Source organism: Bacillus sp. FSL K6-2819 (assembly GCF_038008305.1).
GTDB lineage: Bacteria > Bacillota > Bacilli > Bacillales > Bacillaceae > Bacillus > Bacillus amyloliquefaciens.
Window position 1 is genome coordinate 2158550 of record NZ_JBBOYV010000001.1, and the last position, 20084, is coordinate 2178633.

General features: G+C 35.5%; 36 protein-coding genes and 1 pseudogene. 5 read left to right on the forward strand and 32 right to left on the reverse strand.

Translation table 11 applies throughout. The annotated features are described in order from the left end of the window. Positions 1–7 precede the first annotated feature (7 nt). From MHH91_RS10980 to MHH91_RS11015, 8 genes and pseudogenes are all read right to left on the reverse strand, one after another. Positions 8–1749: pseudogene (locus MHH91_RS10980) on the reverse strand (right-handed parallel beta-helix repeat-containing protein). Next, positions 1746–2567 carry a poly-gamma-glutamate hydrolase family protein gene (locus MHH91_RS10985; protein WP_014471973.1) on the reverse strand — a complete coding sequence of 274 codons (822 nt, stop codon included), beginning with the start codon at positions 2565–2567 and terminating at the stop codon, positions 1746–1748. Before MHH91_RS10985 ends, MHH91_RS10980 begins: the two are co-directional and overlap by 4 nt. A gap of 104 nt (positions 2568–2671) precedes the next feature. After that, complete coding sequence (locus MHH91_RS10990) at positions 2672–2890, reverse strand: hypothetical protein (protein WP_014471974.1); 219 nt, start codon at positions 2888–2890, stop codon at positions 2672–2674. Between the two features lie 74 nt (positions 2891–2964). Then, a complete protein-coding gene (locus MHH91_RS10995) occupies positions 2965–3237 on the reverse strand; it encodes a hypothetical protein (RefSeq protein WP_014470192.1) in 273 nt (90 codons plus the stop codon). Further along, positions 3227–4114 carry a hypothetical protein gene (locus MHH91_RS11000; RefSeq protein ID WP_014470191.1) on the reverse strand — a complete coding sequence of 296 codons (888 nt, stop codon included), beginning with the start codon at positions 4112–4114 and terminating at the stop codon, positions 3227–3229. Before MHH91_RS11000 ends, MHH91_RS10995 begins: the two co-directional genes overlap by 11 nt. A gap of 48 nt (positions 4115–4162) precedes the next feature. Next, on the reverse strand, positions 4163–4642 hold the full coding sequence (locus MHH91_RS11005) for a YopX family protein (protein WP_014470190.1): 480 nt from the start codon (positions 4640–4642) through the stop codon (positions 4163–4165). Positions 4643–4657: 15 nt separating this feature from the next. After that, positions 4658–4957, reverse strand: a complete 300-nt coding sequence (locus MHH91_RS11010) for a hypothetical protein (RefSeq protein WP_340977835.1) — start codon at positions 4955–4957, stop codon at positions 4658–4660. Beyond that, positions 4935–5180 carry a hypothetical protein gene (locus tag MHH91_RS11015; RefSeq protein WP_014470188.1) on the reverse strand — a complete coding sequence of 82 codons (246 nt, stop codon included), beginning with the start codon at positions 5178–5180 and terminating at the stop codon, positions 4935–4937. Before MHH91_RS11015 ends, MHH91_RS11010 begins: the two co-directional genes overlap by 23 nt. Positions 5181–5250: 70 nt before the next feature. On the opposite strand from MHH91_RS11015, the gene MHH91_RS11020 reads away from it, so the two are divergent. Further along, positions 5251–5925 (forward strand): SOS response-associated peptidase, encoded by a 675-nt coding sequence (locus MHH91_RS11020; protein WP_014470187.1) that lies wholly within the window; start codon positions 5251–5253, stop codon positions 5923–5925. 69 nt (positions 5926–5994) lie between these two features. Further along, the gene (locus tag MHH91_RS11025) at positions 5995–6807 is read left to right on the forward strand and encodes an ATP-dependent DNA ligase (protein WP_014470186.1); all 813 of its coding nucleotides are present in this window, start codon (positions 5995–5997) and stop codon (positions 6805–6807) included. A 217-nt stretch (positions 6808–7024) separates the two neighbouring features. Here the strand turns inward: MHH91_RS11025 and MHH91_RS11030 are convergent, their stop codons facing one another. Together MHH91_RS11030 and MHH91_RS11035 are read right to left on the reverse strand one after the other, a co-directional pair. Next, positions 7025–7222 carry a hypothetical protein gene (locus tag MHH91_RS11030; protein ID WP_014470184.1) on the reverse strand — a complete coding sequence of 66 codons (198 nt, stop codon included), beginning with the start codon at positions 7220–7222 and terminating at the stop codon, positions 7025–7027. Between the two features lie 298 nt (positions 7223–7520). Next, complete coding sequence (locus MHH91_RS11035) at positions 7521–7742, reverse strand: hypothetical protein (protein ID WP_041915561.1); 222 nt, start codon at positions 7740–7742, stop codon at positions 7521–7523. 189 nt (positions 7743–7931) lie between these two features. On the opposite strand from MHH91_RS11035, the gene MHH91_RS20830 reads away from it, so the two are divergent. Continuing rightward, entirely contained in the window at positions 7932–8084 is a 153-nt protein-coding gene (locus MHH91_RS20830) for a hypothetical protein (protein ID WP_014471976.1), read from the forward strand. Between the two features lie 52 nt (positions 8085–8136). On the opposite strand, the gene MHH91_RS11040 is transcribed toward MHH91_RS20830, so the two are convergent. After that, positions 8137–8499 carry a hypothetical protein gene (locus tag MHH91_RS11040; RefSeq protein ID WP_014471977.1) on the reverse strand — a complete coding sequence of 121 codons (363 nt, stop codon included), beginning with the start codon at positions 8497–8499 and terminating at the stop codon, positions 8137–8139. Positions 8500–8541: 42 nt separating this feature from the next. Then, positions 8542–8793 carry a hypothetical protein gene (locus MHH91_RS11045; protein WP_014470180.1) on the reverse strand — a complete coding sequence of 84 codons (252 nt, stop codon included), beginning with the start codon at positions 8791–8793 and terminating at the stop codon, positions 8542–8544. A gap of 116 nt (positions 8794–8909) precedes the next feature. On the opposite strand from MHH91_RS11045, the gene MHH91_RS11050 reads away from it, so the two are divergent. Next, positions 8910–9284, forward strand: coding sequence for a YoqO family protein (locus MHH91_RS11050; RefSeq protein WP_340977840.1), 375 nt, complete (start codon positions 8910–8912; stop codon positions 9282–9284). A gap of 16 nt (positions 9285–9300) precedes the next feature. Here MHH91_RS11050 and MHH91_RS11055 read toward each other — a convergent pair whose 3' ends face one another. From MHH91_RS11055 to MHH91_RS11135, 17 genes are all read right to left on the reverse strand, one after another. Further along, positions 9301–9516, reverse strand: a complete 216-nt coding sequence (locus tag MHH91_RS11055; RefSeq protein WP_340977841.1) for a hypothetical protein — start codon at positions 9514–9516, stop codon at positions 9301–9303. Between the two features lie 257 nt (positions 9517–9773). Next, positions 9774–10328 (reverse strand): hypothetical protein, encoded by a 555-nt coding sequence (locus tag MHH91_RS11060; RefSeq protein ID WP_340977843.1) that lies wholly within the window; start codon positions 10326–10328, stop codon positions 9774–9776. A gap of 385 nt (positions 10329–10713) precedes the next feature. Further along, positions 10714–11004, reverse strand: coding sequence for a hypothetical protein (locus MHH91_RS11065; protein WP_340977845.1), 291 nt, complete (start codon positions 11002–11004; stop codon positions 10714–10716). An 11-nt stretch (positions 11005–11015) separates the two neighbouring features. Continuing rightward, positions 11016–11261, reverse strand: coding sequence for a hypothetical protein (locus MHH91_RS11070; protein ID WP_340977846.1), 246 nt, complete (start codon positions 11259–11261; stop codon positions 11016–11018). 11 nt (positions 11262–11272) lie between these two features. Beyond that, complete coding sequence (locus MHH91_RS11075; RefSeq protein WP_340977847.1) at positions 11273–11515, reverse strand: hypothetical protein; 243 nt, start codon at positions 11513–11515, stop codon at positions 11273–11275. 37 nt (positions 11516–11552) lie between these two features. After that, positions 11553–11747, reverse strand: coding sequence for a hypothetical protein (locus tag MHH91_RS11080; protein ID WP_340977848.1), 195 nt, complete (start codon positions 11745–11747; stop codon positions 11553–11555). 22 nt (positions 11748–11769) lie between these two features. Then, a complete protein-coding gene (locus tag MHH91_RS11085; protein WP_208556672.1) occupies positions 11770–12012 on the reverse strand; it encodes a hypothetical protein in 243 nt (80 codons plus the stop codon). 27 nt (positions 12013–12039) lie between these two features. Then, positions 12040–12204: a hypothetical protein gene (locus MHH91_RS11090; protein WP_340977854.1), complete on the reverse strand. Its 165-nt coding sequence runs from the start codon at positions 12202–12204 to the stop codon at positions 12040–12042. Positions 12205–12737: 533 nt separating this feature from the next. Then, positions 12738–12923: a hypothetical protein gene (locus MHH91_RS11095; protein ID WP_041915565.1), complete on the reverse strand. Its 186-nt coding sequence runs from the start codon at positions 12921–12923 to the stop codon at positions 12738–12740. A gap of 33 nt (positions 12924–12956) precedes the next feature. Then, positions 12957–13469 (reverse strand): hypothetical protein, encoded by a 513-nt coding sequence (locus tag MHH91_RS11100; RefSeq protein ID WP_014471985.1) that lies wholly within the window; start codon positions 13467–13469, stop codon positions 12957–12959. A gap of 16 nt (positions 13470–13485) precedes the next feature. Continuing rightward, a complete protein-coding gene (locus tag MHH91_RS11105; RefSeq protein ID WP_014471986.1) occupies positions 13486–13722 on the reverse strand; it encodes a hypothetical protein in 237 nt (78 codons plus the stop codon). 44 nt (positions 13723–13766) lie between these two features. Further along, positions 13767–14198: a hypothetical protein gene (locus MHH91_RS11110; RefSeq protein WP_340977858.1), complete on the reverse strand. Its 432-nt coding sequence runs from the start codon at positions 14196–14198 to the stop codon at positions 13767–13769. Beyond that, a complete protein-coding gene (locus MHH91_RS11115) occupies positions 14195–14413 on the reverse strand; it encodes a hypothetical protein (RefSeq protein ID WP_340977861.1) in 219 nt (72 codons plus the stop codon). The genes MHH91_RS11110 and MHH91_RS11115 overlap by 4 nt, the downstream gene beginning before the upstream one ends. Then, positions 14410–14637, reverse strand: coding sequence for a hypothetical protein (locus MHH91_RS11120; protein WP_340977862.1), 228 nt, complete (start codon positions 14635–14637; stop codon positions 14410–14412). Before MHH91_RS11120 ends, MHH91_RS11115 begins: the two co-directional genes overlap by 4 nt. Then, the gene (locus tag MHH91_RS11125; protein ID WP_340977864.1) at positions 14638–15003 is read right to left on the reverse strand and encodes a hypothetical protein; all 366 of its coding nucleotides are present in this window, start codon (positions 15001–15003) and stop codon (positions 14638–14640) included. 365 nt (positions 15004–15368) lie between these two features. After that, complete coding sequence (locus MHH91_RS11130; RefSeq protein WP_020954128.1) at positions 15369–15614, reverse strand: hypothetical protein; 246 nt, start codon at positions 15612–15614, stop codon at positions 15369–15371. Positions 15615–15688: 74 nt separating this feature from the next. Then, entirely contained in the window at positions 15689–15988 is a 300-nt protein-coding gene (locus tag MHH91_RS11135; RefSeq protein ID WP_014471993.1) for a hypothetical protein, read from the reverse strand. A gap of 164 nt (positions 15989–16152) precedes the next feature. On the opposite strand from MHH91_RS11135, the gene MHH91_RS11140 reads away from it, so the two are divergent. Continuing rightward, entirely contained in the window at positions 16153–16374 is a 222-nt protein-coding gene (locus MHH91_RS11140; RefSeq protein WP_014471994.1) for a helix-turn-helix domain-containing protein, read from the forward strand. Between the two features lie 221 nt (positions 16375–16595). Here MHH91_RS11140 and MHH91_RS11145 read toward each other — a convergent pair whose 3' ends face one another. The 3 genes from MHH91_RS11145 to MHH91_RS11155 form a co-directional block, all read right to left on the reverse strand. Continuing rightward, positions 16596–17579 (reverse strand): phage lytic cycle repressor MrpR family protein, encoded by a 984-nt coding sequence (locus MHH91_RS11145; RefSeq protein ID WP_014471995.1) that lies wholly within the window; start codon positions 17577–17579, stop codon positions 16596–16598. A gap of 20 nt (positions 17580–17599) precedes the next feature. Beyond that, positions 17600–18949 carry a DNA sulfur modification protein DndB gene (locus tag MHH91_RS11150; RefSeq protein WP_014471996.1) on the reverse strand — a complete coding sequence of 450 codons (1350 nt, stop codon included), beginning with the start codon at positions 18947–18949 and terminating at the stop codon, positions 17600–17602. A 76-nt stretch (positions 18950–19025) separates the two neighbouring features. Next, entirely contained in the window at positions 19026–20084 is a 1059-nt protein-coding gene (locus tag MHH91_RS11155) for a tyrosine-type recombinase/integrase (RefSeq protein WP_014471997.1), read from the reverse strand.

Sequence of the window (20084 nt, forward strand, 5' to 3'; positions counted from 1 at the left end):
GTTTTATTTAGACCACAATATCTCCTTCTGCAGTCTTCAGCGTTCCACTGTCATATGTGTTATAAATTAAGGTTGTATTCTTTGCTTTATCTGTGCAATATGGGTGGGATAATAACTTGCCACCAATTCCGCGCACATCGTTTCTTACGAGACGTACCTTGTTTGTATTCTCTAAATAAACGCCATATCCTTGGTCTGCTGAACGATTGAACATGATCTCATTATCCTTTAATATATGTTCTGAACCGCCAGTCAGTTGGATGGCTATCAATGATTTACAGAAATAAATCTGATTTTCACTAATTTGGCAACTATATTTATCAGGAGTGCCTTTAATTGCAACATTCCTAGGCTCATGAATTTCATTTCGATGTAGTGAGACAGAAGAGTCTTTATCCCAAAAGATGCCGTACCCACTTCCACTTAACAACAAGTCATTTCCCTTTAAACGAACTGACTGAGACCTTTCGCAATAAATTCCACCATATACATTAGCAAACTCATTATTAACGAGACTGACTCGGCTAGAGTCCATTATCTTTACAGCGTATGCTGAGATTGTTCCTTTCCCTTTGTTGTTCACAACCCTTACATCATTTGAGTTTCTAACCTGGACTTGAATGCAGTCACTGTTCTCTATTCTGTTGTCTGTGATTAATACATCTTCTGCCTGATGTGTTGCAATTGGACATGCCTTTATCCCTTCTAGAGTATTATTTGATACGACACGCCTTTTCCTCTTGCGCAAATTCCTACTTCAAACCCTCTTACCGTATTGCCCTCAATTTGAACTCTGTTTCCGGATTCCGTACTTGATACACCAACCGAGTCAATTCCGTATTTCTTAACCTCTGCATCATTGATTATCTTGTTGTTTTTAATGCTGACATCAGTGCTGAATCCGTAAGAAATAACATTGTCACTGTAGTTTCCCTCAAGATTTACTTCACCGCTTGTGTGGGCTGTAACGGATCCACGCCCATTATTTTTAAACCTGCAGTTTCGTACAGTTAATTTGTATGGGTGATCATACTTAATTCCGTTTTCTCCAAAACCCTCTAAATCAATTCCTAATTGTGGCCCAATGGTATCTCCCCCAGCTTCCTCTATATCACAGTCGTCTACAAGAAGACCTTCACAACCATTGGTAGCCAGATTATTTCTTCTCCCTCTTAAAAGAGTACACTTTCGAACGGTAACATTCTTTGAAGGCGTATACGCTCCTGAAGTGTTCATCATCCCATCGGCAGCTATCCAAATGTTATCTCCAATACAGTCAGAGACTTGCACATTTTCAATTAATACATTACTGCAGCCATGAATATGAATTCCGTATCCCCATTCATGTGTCCTTTTAATTGAAGTTACTTTTGAATAATCATGCTCGTATCGATCCCCTATAATTTGACCGCCACGAATCGTTACATTGCTCGCTTGGCCAATATAAAAACAGGAGTAGCCTTGAGAATCATTAGGCAACACTTTAAAAACAGCCTCTGGATGAAGTATTAACTCAATATTCGAAGGAATATTAATACCTCCGCCGAATTCAGGCAACCGCCTTGATGTATTCACAGCATCAATTAGATAGGTACCTTTTGGTATATGTACTTTATAGAATGATTTTGAGCTTGCGTACTTTAAAGCTCGGTTTATCCCTTCTGTCGTTTCAATAGCATTTGACCCTTTATCATCAATTCCCCAATCCAGAGCATCAACAAAATAGTATAAGGGCTGCTGCATATTCATGTTGTCAAACCCTTCCCTTCTACATTTTCATTGAGAAACCCTGACAGAGTGTCAATGAAATTATAAAAGACCTCATTTCTTGTGCCTGACCGTCCTTTTAGAGAAAAGGTGTTAAACATTGATTTTCGCAGTCCAGTGCTTAACTCAAGTTGAATGCTCTTTCCTGTTTTATTTTTATTCGCAACATTGTTCGGACTGCTGCCAGATAACCTTGTCCCCTCATCAAGAAGCTCTGCAGAGTAGCCGGCATTATTTAATGTGATTGTTATCGCTTCAGCTTTGTTCCGATCTGTGCCGCCAACTAAAACATGTTGATCATTGCTTGCGTAGCCGTGAAGTGACAGTGTGAACTCATGCTCCTTCAACATTTCAAGTGCTTGAGGTTCATCGAAATTTGTACTGGTTAAATGTAAATCAAATGCTCCTGGTGTCTTTAAAGCTTCAAAAAGATATGTAGAGTATGTTTCGCTTAATTCCTTTGCAAGCTCGCTTGTTCCCCCTTCTATACCACCTCCATGGGGAGCAAGAATTAATACATCAGAGTCTTGCTCTTTTGAAAATACGCTAAAATTGAACGGTGATTCATTCGCTTTAAGCTCTTCAAAGTTCCGATACTTGTCCGCTGCTAAAATACTCACTGGATTCAGGAATGAGACCAGAGCTGTCACCAAGAATGGAAAAGTCTTCTTAACTATGTTATACTTTAATAGCTTCACTTCGCGGTGAGGTGGGCAGATTAGAGTGTACCGTCCAAAGTCTCTCTTCTCTGCTCCTTTAGTCTTTTTTAGCAATTCCACTATTCTGTTTTTAATCTTCAATTAAATAAACACTCCTTTTATTTTTATAAACTTCAGATAGCTGAAATAAATTACATCTCAATCACCTCCTTTTAAGTTAAAAATCACTTTTGACGCACGCAATCTCAAAATTTTGATTTAAATTTATTGCATACTACACCATAGTATTTAAAATATTGCTGATGATTAGCTTTTTCCAATAAAGTTATGAACTCATCTCCATGTTGTTTTCTCGCTGAGGAATGTCTTAGGTCGACAATGTTTATTTCTTGTGCTTTTACACTATGAATAAACTGTTTTACTTGATTAATCAATCTTTTGGGAACTGTTCCGTCTTCAATCATCAATTCAAGCTCTATCAAAGTACGATTTGTTCTATCTATATTGCTTCACTCCATTCCTCTATAAAATATCGTTTTTATTCAGTTTCTTTTCTTACCCATTTTCTAACCTTAACTTCCTTAAGCTCAACTTCAAAACACTCAACCTGGTCATCGTATTCCCACGGTCTCTCCTCTTGTAACTCTGTAGCGCCTTCCCTGTAAGTTGTCTCATAAAACTTGTCTTGATATGCAAACACAATACGATAATGAATACTCCACCTAGACGTATCAGTGATTTCTTCTAAAATTGAGGATTCAGGTAGCCCCAATTCATTTACCATGTAATCTTTGTCCAATTTAATTTTCATTCAAAATAACCCCTCTTCCTTTGCAGCATTCACATTCGACTAAAGGCTCGTTGATTTTAGCCATCAGATCATCTAAAAATTTCTTAATATTACTCTTCAAATCCTCAACGTCCTTACCACTAAAAGGCTCTACAATTGGGTAGCTCTGATAGGCTTTAGGTGCAACATTGTAAATTTCAACTTCCCGCTTTGTTTGAAATCTTTTCTCAAGTTTAGGCTTTCTTCGTTTGTACATTGCATTAAGATCAACTACATACTCGTGAGGTTTGTAAAGCTCCAAAACTTTGACCACAGTTAAACAGAAATCATAATCACTCGTGATTCTTGCCAATTTAGGGTTAATATTGGCTTTAATATGGTTTCTGATAATCTTATAACTTTCTTCTCGGGACAAGTAACACGGCTTTGTTTCAAGAAGCATTGGATGAGTTTGAATCCTATCCAGTAAGTTATAATTCAAGTTAAAATTATGGCTTTGCAACTTAAGTTCTCCGTCAATTTCTTCAATTACATTCATTTCAAACTCAATTTTTTGATTCTCTTGCGGGACTTCTTCAAATTTTAAATCATATAGACCCTTCACTTCATAGTATTCACTGTCTTCACCTATGTAAGAAGTTTTAATTACTTGTGGCGTCAAATCAGTTTCCTGGAATCCCTCTTTTAATTCATACCTATAATTGATTTTTTTAGCCGGCATTTGTTTTTCAATAACACTTGGCTCCTTATCAAGCTTAAACCAGTCTGATTTATACGTTTGGGTTGCTCGTTTCCCATCGAAAAACAATTCATCTAATTGACTATGAAAATATTTATTTCCTTCAATATTGTCAGACACCAAAAAACAGTTACTTGTTTTAATACCAATTAGCTTCATCAAATTTCCCCTTTTTAATTTTATTTTTATCCTTATAAAATCTCTGTTTTATTTAGATTCGAAAAGCTCAGTATCTTCGTAAATATTACCGATTACTTCATAACTGATGACAGTCGGGTCTGATTCGCTTTTTAACCAACTCAAAGCATTCATCTCACAATCAATCCAAGGCCTTAAATCAAATGCTGGATAGTTTTCGCTATCCAAGAATTTAACTTCTCCAACGTAATAAGGTTCTTCAGCCCATGTGGTGTCGAAAGTAATCCGAATTATATCCCCTTCATAAATCTCCTTGCCGTTATTGTCCTTCAATCCGGTGTATTGTCGAACCGCTTTCAAACTTTTATCAGCAAACGAATATTCATCACCGTCTTTATCTGTAACGTAATCTATTTTTCCGTTATCAAAAGAAATGTCATGAACATCAATAATTTCTTCGTAACTGTCTATACCTGCCCAATGCATATTAGAACCCAAATTGCTTAATGCATGTTTAACTACCAACGCCTGAAATTTAATATCTCTCATTCTCTCCACCTCCTGTTATTGTCTCCACTCAAAACCGATATTAACGTTTGCTTGTTTAGGTCTGATAACTTCAACTGTGCTACCTCTGTCAGACAACCTGCTTTTTAATGCCTTCATATCCTTGTATGGCGATATTTGAAAGGAACTCAGATTGATAAGTATAACTTCATGTTTATCTTTAGCGGCATACTCTCTGTCTAGTGTTCTAACAATGTATACATCAGCATCATCTATTTTAATGAAGTACCCGTCCTCTAAATCTTTCACCTTTGGCTTATCTGCTTTGTTCTTTCTAATCTTTAAATTGATCGCCATTATTCTCACATCCACTTATTTTATTTTTATCAAATAAATCAATTATGTAGGCTTCGTACATCTCATCCCAATAAGGATCTGTTCTTGCTATGTATTTCTTTGCTTTTCCATTCTCCTCAATTTTAAAGGTTTGCCCCTTTTGGATATCCGTGAACTTCTCCTTTGTCCATATACCTCTAATCAACACTTCAACTTCTTTTACCTCAACTGTTTGCCGCTGCATCACATTCCTCCTTTTTGATTTTCGTGTATCAAGCCTGTACAATATTCAAAAACCCTAAAGGATGATGAACATGTGCGGCAGGTTCACTTTATTCTCTGAGTTTGACGACATTATCGAACAGTTCAATATAGATCAATTTTTGTCTGAAAACGAATACCATCCAAGCTATAACGTTGCTCCTTCACAAAACATCCTGACAATCATTAATGATGGATCAAACAACCGTATGGGTAAGCTTAGATGGGGTCTTATCCCTCCTTGGGCCAAAGATGAAAAGATCGGCTATAAAATGATCAATGCTCGAGCTGAGACATTGGCCGAGAAACCCAGCTTTCGAAAGCCACTCGTAAGCAAACGTTGTATCATCCCAGCTGACAGTTTTTATGAATGGAAGCGTCTTGACCCAAAGACTAAGGTTCCTATGAGGATTAAACTTAAATCATCCAACCTCTTTGCATTTGCCGGCTTATATGAAAAGTGGAATACGCCAGAAGGCAATCCGCTATATACCTGCACAATCATTACTACAAAACCCAATGAGTTGATGGAGGACATCCATGATCGGATGCCGGTCATTCTCACTGACAAGAACGAAAAGGAATGGCTAAACCCCAAAAACACCGATCCTGATTATCTTCAAAGCTTACTGCTTCCGTATGATGCTAATGACATGGAAGCTTATCAAGTTTCATCCTTAGTTAACTCGCCTAAAAACAACTCACCGGAACTGATTGAATCCCATTAAGTACCACAGTCATTTTGCTTTATATATCACCTTCGCTTAGCTATTATGTTCTAAGTAGGAGGTGATATTTTGTTTGTATCGCCAATGTTATTGCATTCAATCAAAGAACCATTTGATGACGATGATTATATTACCGAGCTGAAGTTTGATGGAATTAGACTGATCCTCTCCAAGTTTAATGATCAGATAAAGCTTTATACTCGTCACAACAATGAAGTAACAAGCAAGTTCCCAGAACTGTTGGATCTTGATATACCCAATGGAACTGTTTTAGACGGTGAAATCATTGTAGCTACCCCAGGCGGTGCCCCTGATTTCGAAGCAGTCATGGAACGCTTTATGTCTAAGAAATCAGCTCATAAGGTGGTTTACTGTGTATTCGATGTAGTTTATATTGATGGACATTCAATCGCTAATAAGCCGCTCACTGAACGTAAGAGCATGCTTTCAGACCTAAACCTTGACCACGATAATGTCTTTGTGATCGAAGGCCTGCAAGGAAACGGATTAGCTTACTTCAATCTGGCCAAAGAAAAGAATTTAGAGGGAATCGTACTAAAGAAAGCTAACTCCCCTTATGAAATCAATAAACGTTCCCATAGCTGGCTGAAAGTGATTAATTATGATTACACAGATGTGCTTATCACTGGCTACACCAAAGAGGATATAAAGTTTCTTCTGTCTTATCCTGATGGTACAACAGCTGGATTTATGGAATTCATGCCGAATGCGGAACGAAGTAAGTTCCACTCTATGAAACAAGTAAAGTCTGAATCTGATGAATATGTATTTGTAGAACCGATCTTATGTAAGGTTAAACACAGATTTAAGACTAAGCATGGCAAACTCCGTATACCTTCCTTTGAATCCTGGAGAGTCTAACCTCTCCGTTACATAATTCCTTAATGTCTCTTTCTTAACAAAATTCAAAATCTATTACATTAACACTTTAAGTTAGTTCTATTCCATCTCAATCCACTTATAATATTTCCCTATATGACAATCAAAGCGCCAACCATCCTCAATGACTTTCGTATGACTATTCTTATATTTCGAGTGATTTAATAACACCCTAGGAGAAAACATTATTCTCTGCCAATTAAATAATTCTTTCATTTTTCATACCCCTTTCCTTGTGAATTTTCACTTTTGATAACAATGTTATCTTTACAGTTCGTTCAATTAAATATTCTGCATTGCAGTAATCGCATTTTACTCTAAATTCAAGAGATGGCTCATAAACAATGGTTTCTCCACAAATCTCACAAGGAAAAACATCTTCATTGATTCTCCCCATAAATAAATCACATCCTTTAAAATAACTATTTTATTTTGATCCCATAATAATCACCAAATATTTTAGCCCACAAAATCATTTAGAATATTCTCATTCATTCTCCTCCATCTCCATATCCGCTATGAGAACTACTTCCGAATAACCCGAGGGAAACGACTAATGCTGTTATAAACGACGACAATATAAGGGGAAGCAAAAATACTGCCAAGCCGGTATAGTTAGACTCAAACGTTATAAGCTGTGTGATCGAATATGCGAAAAAGAAAACATACAATCCATATATAATCCAAAACCGCATTTATTCACTCTCCAATCGTTTTAATGCTTCACTGTTTTCGCCAATAGTTTCGTTAATCAATAATCTGCGAGCTTTCTTTATCGTAGTTATTTGGAATGTGCAATCGTCTCTTCCATACATCTCACAGGTAACAACATAATCTCTAAATAGATCGTTCATATACTCCATGTCACCACAACCATATAGTTTGCCGTTTAGAAAGCACGCATATATTTGCGCCATTGACTTTCCTCCATATCACCTATGGCTATCACCGCCATTTGATTGTGTTTCTGTCATTTATTCCATCTCAATTTTTTTGAATTCTTTTTTGATTTTTCTATTGCTTTTCACTCTTTTATTAATAGAGGCGTTGTCTTACCCATGCCATCTAAAAGAGAAAGGACATTTTTGTCTCGGAGGTGAAAGGTAATGAAATTTCTAATGGATCTTTTCACAAATTGGACTTTTGATAAAGTCATGGATTACATGCTAGCTGCTGTAATTTGGTTTGTATTCAAGTCCAAATCAAAGCAGAATGAGTATCCTGATAACTTTAAGGAAAGAAGGCGTTATAGAGATTGATATTCTCTCTATGATCGTTATCTATATGGTTACTGCTTTAGATAGCGATCTTCTAGTGGTTTAATTTAAATTCAACACCCAAAAAGTCACATAGCTCTTCCTTAAAATCCGGTTCTCCAAATGTTCCATTCAACAATCTGTGTTCTAAAACATTGAGAGTAACCTCTTCAGGTTCCCACTGATCTTCTAAACCGTGGCATGAACAGTGGGAACCATTAACCTCGAACAATTTCCCTCTCTCTTCAAATAGAACCCATGCGTGCCCTTCACAAATGTCACCATCATAAGAGGCAAACAGAATGTTTACATCAGTTTCTTTTTCTTCAAAGTCTGACAAAACGTCAACCTTTTCTTTTCCTTCCCAATCGTTCAGAAGTACTGATTTTTGCTTAATGATTTCTTCAAATTTTTTCATTGTCCCTAACTCCCCCATTTCATTTTAAAAACTATCTTTTATTTAGACCTTCTCATAAGTCTGATGAAATATGTCAGGTTTACAAGGATAAAACTCACCTTGGACTCCTTTAATAACAAAATCATTAGGCGAAACGATCATACTGCCTTCTAAAGTTTGTATATGACGCATTGTTGTAAGTAAATCATGCCAGATACCAACTACATCACCGCAGAATTCCCGTAATTCATCATAAGAATCTTGTGATCCGTCATATTGGATAGCATCAACTTCAACTGGTTTTTTATATTTCACTTCCCACCTCTTCCTTTAAAATCACGATTTTAATTTAACTTTAATGTGTATTGCCTTGAGAAAATCCCCTTGAATTGGTAAACTCATACCTAACTTACATACGAGTGGGTGATTCCTTGAATAAAACAATCGGTATTACTGGATTAATCATCAGCATAGTAGTGCAATCATTTTCGGCCGATGATTCGCTAACCCAAAAGATTGCTACGGGTTTGTTATTTGTATCAATAATTATCTATAATTTTGAACATGCTAAAGATTATTCTATAAAGTCACTTGTAATTTTAGGTGTTTCCTTTATTGTTTTTATGCTAGGGATTTATAAAATCCTCTCTATTACCAGCGATTACTTTGAAAAGCTTAATGTGAATTTTGGATACATCCTCTTATTTGAAATAGCATTGATTATTGCATTAGTGTCGATTGCAGTAAACGTAATGAAGTACATTGCGAATCGGTTAAAGAAATCACCTAACGGTAAAGAGTGTTAATCCCTCTTTGCCTTTTTTAAGCTAAATATTTCTTCTTATGTGGTCTTCTATGTACAAAATCAAATGCGATATCAACTTTTGCCGGTTCCTTCTCTTCTGCTACTCGTTCCGTAATAACAATCAGTTGTCCATTTTCCTGGCGTTCAATGCTATGGACTGAATATCCTTTTCCAGCGTAATATTCACCAATAATCTCATCAACGTGGTTGCTAAGCAGATTCCTCTTCATCATCCTTACAACCTCCACTTATTTTATTTTTACCCTTTAAGTATTTATATGTACTCCATCCGCAGCCATCAAATATGCTTATGTCCGCTCCAAGATGCCATCTAAACCAAACTAAGTTAAACCAGGCTGTATCAACTATGTACTTGAGATATCCTATGCCATCGACACCCTTTCAGCTAATTTTTCAATGAATTTATTCTTTGTGATTTCCGTTAAACCTACGGACACCGGCTGGGCTTCTAACATACCCATTGTTCGGTTTAAATGGTTTTAAAGGCCTCAACCTTAGTTCTAAAACCTTCAATTTTTATACCTTTGTTCATTGCAAATTCAAACGCCCTTTGTTTCATAAAATTTATTGTTTCTTCACAAGGTAAGCATTCGAAATGAATAAGAACAGACTGAAATGCTTTGTGTTTTTTTGGTTCAGTAAGTTTAAGAGATTCATTTATTTCTCTTTTATATCTTTCCATTTGTGCTTCTGCTCCGTTTAATCTTTTGATTTCAGGTTCGTAATACCTCTTTATAGATTGTCTATATTCTTTAAGTGCAATATCCTCTTCACCTTTTCTGAAGTGAAATCCCATACCATTATTCCAAATATCTGGAGTTTCGATTATTTCAACAGGTCTATAAATTCCAGTAATATTTTCTTTTTGAACTACGCCTTTAATTTTTTCATACTTACTTAAGTAATCTTCAGCTTCTTCAAATCCAACTAGACAATCTCCTATATGTCCCGTAATGTAAGCACACATTTCTCGCTCAAAGTTCCCTGAATAACTGTCAGTGTCAATAATAAATCCGCATCCCATATTCGTACCCCTCTCTAATAGGATTCACTTTTACCTTGCATACCCTCTTGGGATTTCACTTATTCCATAGACTCCTTTGATTTAATTGTGCACCGTGTTTTACAATCCTTGCTAACTTGTTGCAATTCAGCAGTGAAACAGTCAAGACAAATATTTTCTTGTTTTCGATGATCGCCGGTGTTTTGTTTTAACTTTTTAATGTCTGATCGCAAAGCAAACCTTAAAGGCTTTTCAAAGATAGGTGCAGTATTTTCATGAGTATCTAATCCGCACGTTTCACAACATAAATTCTCCATAATAATTACTCACTCCTCATCTTGTCATATGTTCTGAACTTGGTGTTTATTAATTAATCCTTTATTTCAATCTCTGTAAAATAATCCTTTTATTTAGATTCCAATCGTTTAATTAGTTCGGGAGCCATACACGCTACTAATGACTCTTCATATGTAACCGGCTTTCTCTTTAAAAAGATATTCTTCAGATGGTACTTAGCTGCGTATATAAGCGCCTCATTATTTAGTTTGGGATAAAGTGCTTCGAACCCCTCGGAATTCGCCCTAGTATTCTTATATTGTTCTAGAGTTACACTACCTTCTTCAAGATAATTTACACCAACTCTTTCCCCATTGATTTCAACATGAACCTCATCGCAGCCCTTAATTTTAAACTTCACATGCTTTCCCCCTATTCCCAACTGCCAATTTCGACTTCAACAATTCCTTTAAATACGTCTTTTGCCTTAACAGCTTTATTGGTTTTTGAACGTCCATCATAAGTGGAAAAACTAAAAGATTCTCCTTTATTATTGTGAACAAAGCCTAGTTCTGGTTCTGACCAATTCCCATTTGGAAACCGCTGTCTAACTCTGACAGGTGTTGAACGTTTTACGATGTCTGGATCAAAAACCAATGTCTTAACTTCTTTTAACATTGCATGCCCTCCTATAAACAAATCTTTTTAAGCTGATCATCTAGCTTTCTGAACAATAGCTGAACTTTATCAAGCTTTTCATCCTCAAAAACAATAGCATCTTCTTTAAGAACTGCGGCTTTTGAAAAAGCTGTGTTTGAATCATGTTGTACGCTGTGGGCGATCCCACCTTTATTTAATACATCATAATACATGCCTATCTTATCTCTGTACCAGTAGCTTGTATCTGAACATTTCATTATCCTCAATTTCATTAACTGTTCACCTCTCATTTCCGTTAAAACAGTCTTTTTATTGAAAATATTTATCTGATGTGTGGGCCATGTCTTCCCCGCCTAAATAGTTTTTTATTTCATTTAAGCTATAAATGACCTTATCGAATTTATCCCTAATGTGCGGTGCATATTCAACTGATGAATCAGACATCCCTAACTCCTTTAGATTTGTGTCTAATTCTTTAAAGTAACCTTGTAACTTTACGTTCACTGAAAACTCTCCTTTTTTGTTATTATTTAATCTCAACAATTAGACTGTCTGGAAAATTCTTCACATCAAGTGCATTTACATGACAGTAGCCTACATAGCCTTCTTTATCCACATACTTATAAAAGAAGTTTTCCCCATTATTGATGATGACTTTACCATGATGTGTATACTCCATCTCTGACCCCTTATACCAAATCACTTTAACTCCAGTTCCTGGTTTGATTTTATCCAGGTCAAATACGGTTACTTCTTTTAGCAAGTTCATTTTTAATCCTCCGATTCATTGCTTATTTTACAAAATGGCTTTACACAACTCATTTATATCTGTTGAAATCTGATCAATTTCAAACAACCTATCCTTTAAAATTTCTTCACCGGATGCTGCATTAAAGCTTGCCAATCGTTCAAGTTGCTTTGAACAGTGCTTAATCTTTTTAATGCTTAATTCTAAATCCAAGGAACCCTCTTTAAGTTCAACCTCACACATGTACTCCATTGTTGAACGAGTCCCGCATATTCCACAAAACGCTCTCTGTCTCTTATAATATTTATCAATAATAGTGGTATGGCCGCAACCAGTTCTGCAAATGTACTTGTAATGTGTCAAAAATCTCTTCCTTTCTATTCCAATGAAATTTTACTTTTATCCAAACTGCTTTCTCCAAGGGACGTTGCCCACAACACTGTGATCAAGCATTTCTTCGCAACTTTTACACAGGGTTGATTTTGTTATTGTCATATGGAAGGAGTCCCACTTACCACAACAGTGACACGTATTCTCAAATGCTGCTGATTCCTTCTGTTTTTTTCTTTCAGAGCCGTTGCCAGTTAACAATAGGCCGTTACTATAAAGGTCGTTCTGTCTTACTTCTGCTTCTACACTCCATGGGTATATTCGCTTCTTTAAGTGCCTTTGCACTAACGACTCGCTTCGGCTATTTCCAATCTTCATGAACTCTCTATTTGCAGTAAGGTCAACTGTTCTTTTCATCACTTCGGCCTTTTGAACAGCTTTTTAAACCAATTTTCTTTTTCATTAACCATTACAAATCCGGGATTATTCATCCTAAACCCATTTCCTGTCTTGTCCATGTTGTTTAACTGCTTCTTCAATTGCTCAATATCTTGGGGTGTATTGATGGTCATTGCAATATTTGATTCTTTTACTTCCTGCACTTTGGAAATCATCTTATCTAAAGTGAGATCACATTACTCATCTTCGCAGTCGCCTATGAAATAAAAACGTTCAATTAAAGTACCACTCGACTCATCTTGAAAAGTGCCGAATAAAATTGGATCCTTATCTCTCCGTTCTTTTTTGATCTGCCTTTCAACCTTCCCCGTATAATCTGTAAACACCACATAAAACCGATCCAATTTGTCTTTCACTTTGTTGTATTTAATGATTACATCATCAGGGATTTCACGTTCGTAATTTTCAAGCTCAATAATTTTGACAGTATCTTTTGCAATGTTATCTATGTATTCTTCAATGTCATATCGATAAACAAACGTATCAATGCCAAGCTTTACAATCTCGCGTTCTTTTTCAATTGATTCTAAGTGGAATATCAGTTTCTTTGCAGCTTTAATTTGATTAGTTTGCTTATACTTATTGAGTAACCAGCAATTGTCGTAATATCTTTGAAGTTCTTTGTCTGTAACCTTATTTTTCTTTGATTTAATCATGTCAAAATATTGATTTGGTTGTAAAACTTCCATCTTTTCACTCCTTTACTTAATCTAATTCCCTCATGTCCTCCCGCTGCTCAATATAACTTTTAAAGTCCTCCCATTCCCTATCGATTTCTTTAATATTCCTAGCAATATAGCTTTCTGCAATGTCTGGATCAACCAACTTTTGAAGAGACAGCTGATACATAAATTCAATCTTTGACACTGTTTCTAGAAATGACTGGGCATAACTTTTTGCTCTATTTAAGCGATATTGACTCATTCCATGTTTTGATTCCATTATTATTCTCACTCCTTTTAATCACATTAAAATGCATCTTTTAATCACTTCTTTGCAGCATAGCTCTCAAAGAATTCTTCAACTGATCTTAGATAACGGTATTTATTTGGATCTTCTGGATTTCTGAATCTTTTCGATAGCACCAATGACCAATTAAACATCAATGGGGAAAACCTTGCCCATTTGCTAAAGCTTAACTGAAGGCCTTTCCATTCTCTCCCCGCTAATTCTGCTAATTCTAGAATTTGATCTTCTTTTAGATTCACTTCCTCTTCAAACATCACTTGAATTTCTTCGTATGGCTTATGCCCAAAACAACAATGACGTGTTTTCAAACCAAACTTGAAATTTAAGATATCAATTAAATTAATCATTTGTGTATCAAGTTCATCATATGGTATACCATTTGCAATGAATTTTTCTCTTTGATTTGATTTCACATTATTCCTTAATAACAGGTTAGACCTCTTACTCATTCCGCGCCCTCCCAATGTCCATGCCTTCTCATGATGTCCGTTACCTCATCGATATAGGGTTCATCCCGGTTGATAACGACATAATCATTAAGTGCTTTCCCTTCGGTTTCTCTACACAAATTGATCCTGTCAATGAATATCCCAAGAAAAAGTTGTTCCTCAAAAGTTAAATGATCTTTGACGTCATCCATTTTCAAAACGATGAACTTACTCATTCTGAATCACCTACAATCTGTAGATTTTTATAGTGAGCTACATGTCCGCAGGGGTTCTCCCAAATATGAACTTGTCCGAAGAATCCGTCCTCAGCGTGTTGCATCAGCTGTGGATTCCCCATTTCCTCGCCACAAGTAGGACATTCCCAAAGTGCGTTCATTTCTTTAAACCCGATCATGAAACCTTTGGAATCGCGGGCGGGAATCGTTACTTTTTTTTGCATTCATTCCCCATCACCTTCCCATGTAGCAGGAAACTGACCGTTTAAGACCTTACTTACCACTCCGAAAGGATCGTCCTCTTTATCGGTGAATGTAGCAAGCAACCTTCTGAAATTGTCATTCTCGTATTTAAGTCGCTGAATCTCTTCCTGAGCCTGCCGAAACTGAATGACCGTGACTTCCTGCTGGCGCTTGTGTTCCTCAATAGTAGCCTGCTGCTTTTTCATAAAACCGATCATTATGTCTTTGACATAACTTTGCTCGATGATGTAACAAGGCCCTGCGTTTAAATCAAATGGCTTCAACTCTTCTTCAGAAGCTAAATGCCACAATGACAAGTCACATATAATTTCCTTTAATTTATCCATGCTCTTCCTCCTTATTTCAATCTCAATAAAACTTACATTTTATTTTTATTCTTAAAATAACCGTGCTGATTTACAACATCTCCAAGTATGTATTGTATTTCCTCTAAATTGTCTTTAACGAAATCTAGATCTCCAATTGCCATTCTGATTTCATTATTCTCTATGCTGCGTAAAGACCTTTCACATGATACTAAGAGCTTTGTATATTTCCTTAAAACCATAGTTCTTATTTGATCGTTAATTGGTTCATTAATCAATAATTAAAGCTATCTCCTTTCCTGATTCTAATTTGATTATATAACCTCAACCATATGTTGTAAATACTTATTTTATTTTTACTCTAAATAATTTTAAAAAGATCAGCTTTACTCATACTGTAAAGCTGCTGTCTTCATAAACGTCTTCATGCCGTCCAGTTTCCAAAGAGTTTCATTTATTTTATCTCTAAATTCTAAAACTGAAGCATGATCCATTCTAATCCTCAAACAATCCCCATTGTTTTTAAAGATAATGTCTATGTAGTACTCTCCACTTTGTATGTTCTTAGAACCAACACTCATGGAAACTGATCTCATAATGTCTTTCAAGTCAATTTCAAGATTAAAATCCATTGTATGCTCCAGTCTGACTAAAAAGTCACCAATTTTTTATGTCTCATGATGACTGGCAAGATGTGTATGTGAGTTTATTTTATTGATAACAGTTGAGAAGATTTATAGCCATCATTTTCAAACGAATCGTCTATTTCTTCGGCATAAGAGGTTGTTATTTCAGCATCCTCTGTACACATGATGTCTACATCAAATAGTGCCTCATATTTTTCTTGATCTTTTTGAAGAAACCCCATTTTCCCTGTTTTATTTCTTAATTTCTTTTTAATTGATTGATATGCGAACAAAAGTGCTTCCTCTTCATTCTTGGCTTTTATTCTGCCGAAAAAAGGAATGCACAGCTCCCCTTGAATGAAATAATCCTTTTCTGACATACGTTTCCCTCTCTCTGGTAGCAATTAACCGAACTTACGTTCCCTTTTTGTTAACTTAATTATAACCTTTTACCTAGTTAGTGGCAAATCTTTTTTCTTTCATTTAAAAACTTGGAAAGAATTGATATAGTATGATAAGCAATACTATAACAGGAGGTTGTCCGATGCTTGAGGTTGAAATCGGACAATGTTTGATTTCCATTCTCCTCGAAAGTAAAGGAATGTCATTAGGAGAACTTTCAAAGCGAACAGGCATTAGTACGCAAAGATTAAGTGACTATGCAAACGGCTTTAGACCTTCTATGAATATAAAAACAGCGAAAATCATTGCTATTGCCCTTAACTGTTCAATTGAAGATCTCTATGAATGGAAAATCAAACATTGACTTTATCGCTAGGGAGTTTGGCCTAGCGAACCTCCTTGTACCCTTTTTAGGGTATAGAACTATTTTACTGCATATGTACAAATTTGTCTCTGTCTAACTTTGTCGAATTCTGAAAAATGTGAACAAAATCCTGATATTTTTCGAAAAAATATCACGAGTTTATCCGCACGTGTTTTATTTTTACTCTAAAAGTTATGTAAAGATAATCCCTGCAACAGGGATTAAGAATTATTCTCAATTACTTCAGACTTGATACAATATTTTTCTAAGTTATCCATATTCACTACTTTCCTCAGTGATTGTGAATTAAACTCCGCGTCTTCATTCAGAAACCCGTATTGTCGAGTTATTTTTTTATAATCAGGTACTTTTAATTCACCCTTCTCTTTGTATATCTCATACGCCATGTTGAGCTTTCCTGAGTTGATGAGATTCTTGGGTGAAAAGAAGGGTTCTTCTAAAAATTTTTGAAACTGACTAAAAGATCGGTGAACTAAAAATTTATCAGCTTTCATACTCTGATTAGAACTCTTATATTTTAGCCTAAAAATGTTTTCGCTTTTAACTAATGTAGCAAATTTGTTTTTAAGTCCACTCTCTGGCGAACCATTGCTAAGATGATATGTTGTTTGATCATTAGCGCGCTTAAGCAACTCATAACATTTATCGCTTACAGTAATTATTCTTACACCATGTTTATCATCTACCAGCTTTACCTTGTTATCATCAAGTAAATCGTCACCTGTTAAATTCAGTAACTCTGAATGCTGATAACCATCTATACCTTCATAAATAGCCTGTATCATCGCTTTATCCTGATCATTAACCATAAAATCAACATATTCTTCTACTTCTTTATTGGTGAATAGTGTTTTTTTGTTTTTATCTATAAACTGCTTTAAGTCACCATCCTGTATCTGATACACTTTGTTGATGTTACTGTTTGCCAAGCCATTTTCCATTGCCCATGTTGTGTATTGTCCAATTACAGCTCTTGCTCCTCTTAGTGAATCTATAGATTTACTATCTAAATCTAAAAATAACGTACGCAGCTCTTCCAAAGAAAAATTAAATATGTCTTTTTGAAGTATTTTTTCTGTAGCTGAGAAATCCCTTAGCCTTAGCCAATAGTGGTTTCTTGTTGCTTCACTTTCGTATTTCTCTAAAAACTTTTCCTTCAATTCAGCATTATACATTTCACTCATATTAAATTCTCCTTTAGGCTTTAAACAACAGCAATTTCATCATAAAATATTCGCTTAAGTTTCTTCTTCATAACATTCTTTAGTTGATTTTCATTATTTTGTCTTCCTAATTCTTCAAACACTCTTCCGCTTTTACTAAAGTCAATCGTATTAAGGATATTTTCAAGCTTGTTTAGTTCTACATTGTTTTCCTTCATCTTCTTGGCCAAATAAACATAACCGTAAAACATTACGTTATGGTTAATGTATGATTGCTTTCTAATGGACGATAAATCATCTTCAAGAAATTCATCTGGGAAGGCATAAAAAAGGTTATCGAAAAAGTCTACCAAGTATTTCGCAATTTTCAACGCATCTTTTCGAGATTTCAACTCAAATGCATCGTCTATAGCTTCCGATAAAGTATAATATGTCACAAGAAAATTGCTATCGATACCAATTTCACTTTGTGGGCTTATTTTATTTTTAAGTTCACTTTTAAATTTCAGCTGCTCGACAACGGTTGAAGAATACCGTTTTTGTCCCAATTCTTCAATTCTGGATTTTTCAACTGGGTTTATGGTATTCATTTGAGCAAAGTGAACCTTAGCCTTTTCTTCATCGTAATTGAGCACATTTAAAATGAATGGTTGATCTAATTCAGGGACTTCAGCAATGGCCTTAACAATACCTGAAATTCGATGATATCCATCAAGAGCATCTAATAAGGTTCCTCGTGTTACAGTGAGGGATTGGTCGCTTGGATCATATTCAACTTCTTCATCACCATCAGATGTTCCAAGACGAGCGTTAAAAGTTAACATTGATACAATTAAATCGCCTTTAATAAACAATTCTTTGATCTCATCAACTGATTTAGGGTTTGTTTTAGGTACAGGAATAAGGCTACCCTTAATGTACTTTCCTTCACGCTGAGTGTTGTAATTGTACTGCAGGATGGAGCTATTATATAACTCACTCAGTTCTTTGGCAGTAATGGAAGTGACATAGTTATCCTCTTTAATTTTAATCACATTTTTAAACTTGTATGGGAGCTTAACTACTTCTTCACCGGCGAATACCCTCCCACCTTCAAGCTCTTTTGCCAATCTGGTTGGAAAATAATTTGACGGATCTAAGGCTTGCGTCCCAAGAATTGAATACATCTCTTTTGAAACAATGTACACTTCTTTTTCGTTTAAACGCTGTACGTTGTTATCATTATTATTTAAAATTTCTTGGATATAACCAGGGAGTGCCTTGTATTTGTCCGCCATTGTGGCTTTTAATTCCTTCACCATATTGGGATCATTTTTAATATCATTAAGATTTTCCTCTATTTCAGTTTTTAACTTATAAAGTTTATCCGTTGTCAACAAAACTTCAGACACATTATCACCTCACATAATCATATTAAATTTATCATTATTTTCATAAGCAAGTAAAGCTTTTATATGATTATTTGTATCACTTGTTCAAAAACATTTTAAGTTTATTCTGTATATACATGTCTGATTTTAAAAAGAATTCTTTATATTGCTCTAAGGTAACTTCATCTAAAAAGGACATATCTTCTTTTTGATCAACCAAAACCCCTGGATCTTGAGAATAATCCCTTTCATTGTTTAAATAATGATCATTCAAAACATTGATATTGCTGTGACCAGAGAAAGCTGCCACTTTTTTAATATCACCATTAACGCTGTAAGAAAAGTTTGTTGCAGTATTGCGTAAACTATGCGGAGTTATCTTTCTTTCTTTGGGAATACCCATAACTCTACATACGCGATTCCACATATCCTGTATTGAATCAACTGTTAACTTATGAAATAACAGTTCATGTTCCCCATACTCTTGCTTTAACAGCAACAACTCTTCATAAAAAGCTGTGGAAATTCCAACTGGCCTAGCCTTTTTTTGCTTAGTTTTTTTAAAGTTGACGAGATAACATTGGTGCTTTTCTGAATAAGTAATATCATCCCACCCAACTCTAAGCACCTCTGATTTACGCCCTCCAGTGCGTGCACTAAACAAAATAAACATCTTTTTCATTAATCTGTTCTGACGCTCAGTAGCATACGCTACCTCAGCAAATTCATCAGCTTCAGATATTCCTTCAAAAGAACCTGCTGGGTTCTTTTCTGTTGGAAGAGGCCTAAAATTAAATACAGATGCATCACACTCATGTTCAGATTCAAGGTACTTAATCATACTTTTCAGTGCTGCAATCTTATTGTTAATTGTTGAATTGGAGTTGCTTTTATTTTTAGCCAAATGGGTTCGATAATCATACAGGTCGCTTTTCTTGATCGCCAGGTCACTCTCAGTTAAATATTCAATATCCTTGGCAGCATAATGGTTGAAAAACTCTCTTATATGCCTTTCATACGTGGCTCTAGTATTAGACTTTTCAATTTCTCCAGTTTCTCGATCCCTGTTTCTTAAATCTAATTCATCAAACCACCTATTTATGTTATTGTATATTGAATAATCCCTTAGTGTTGACGCTTTCTTTTGAGCTCCCAT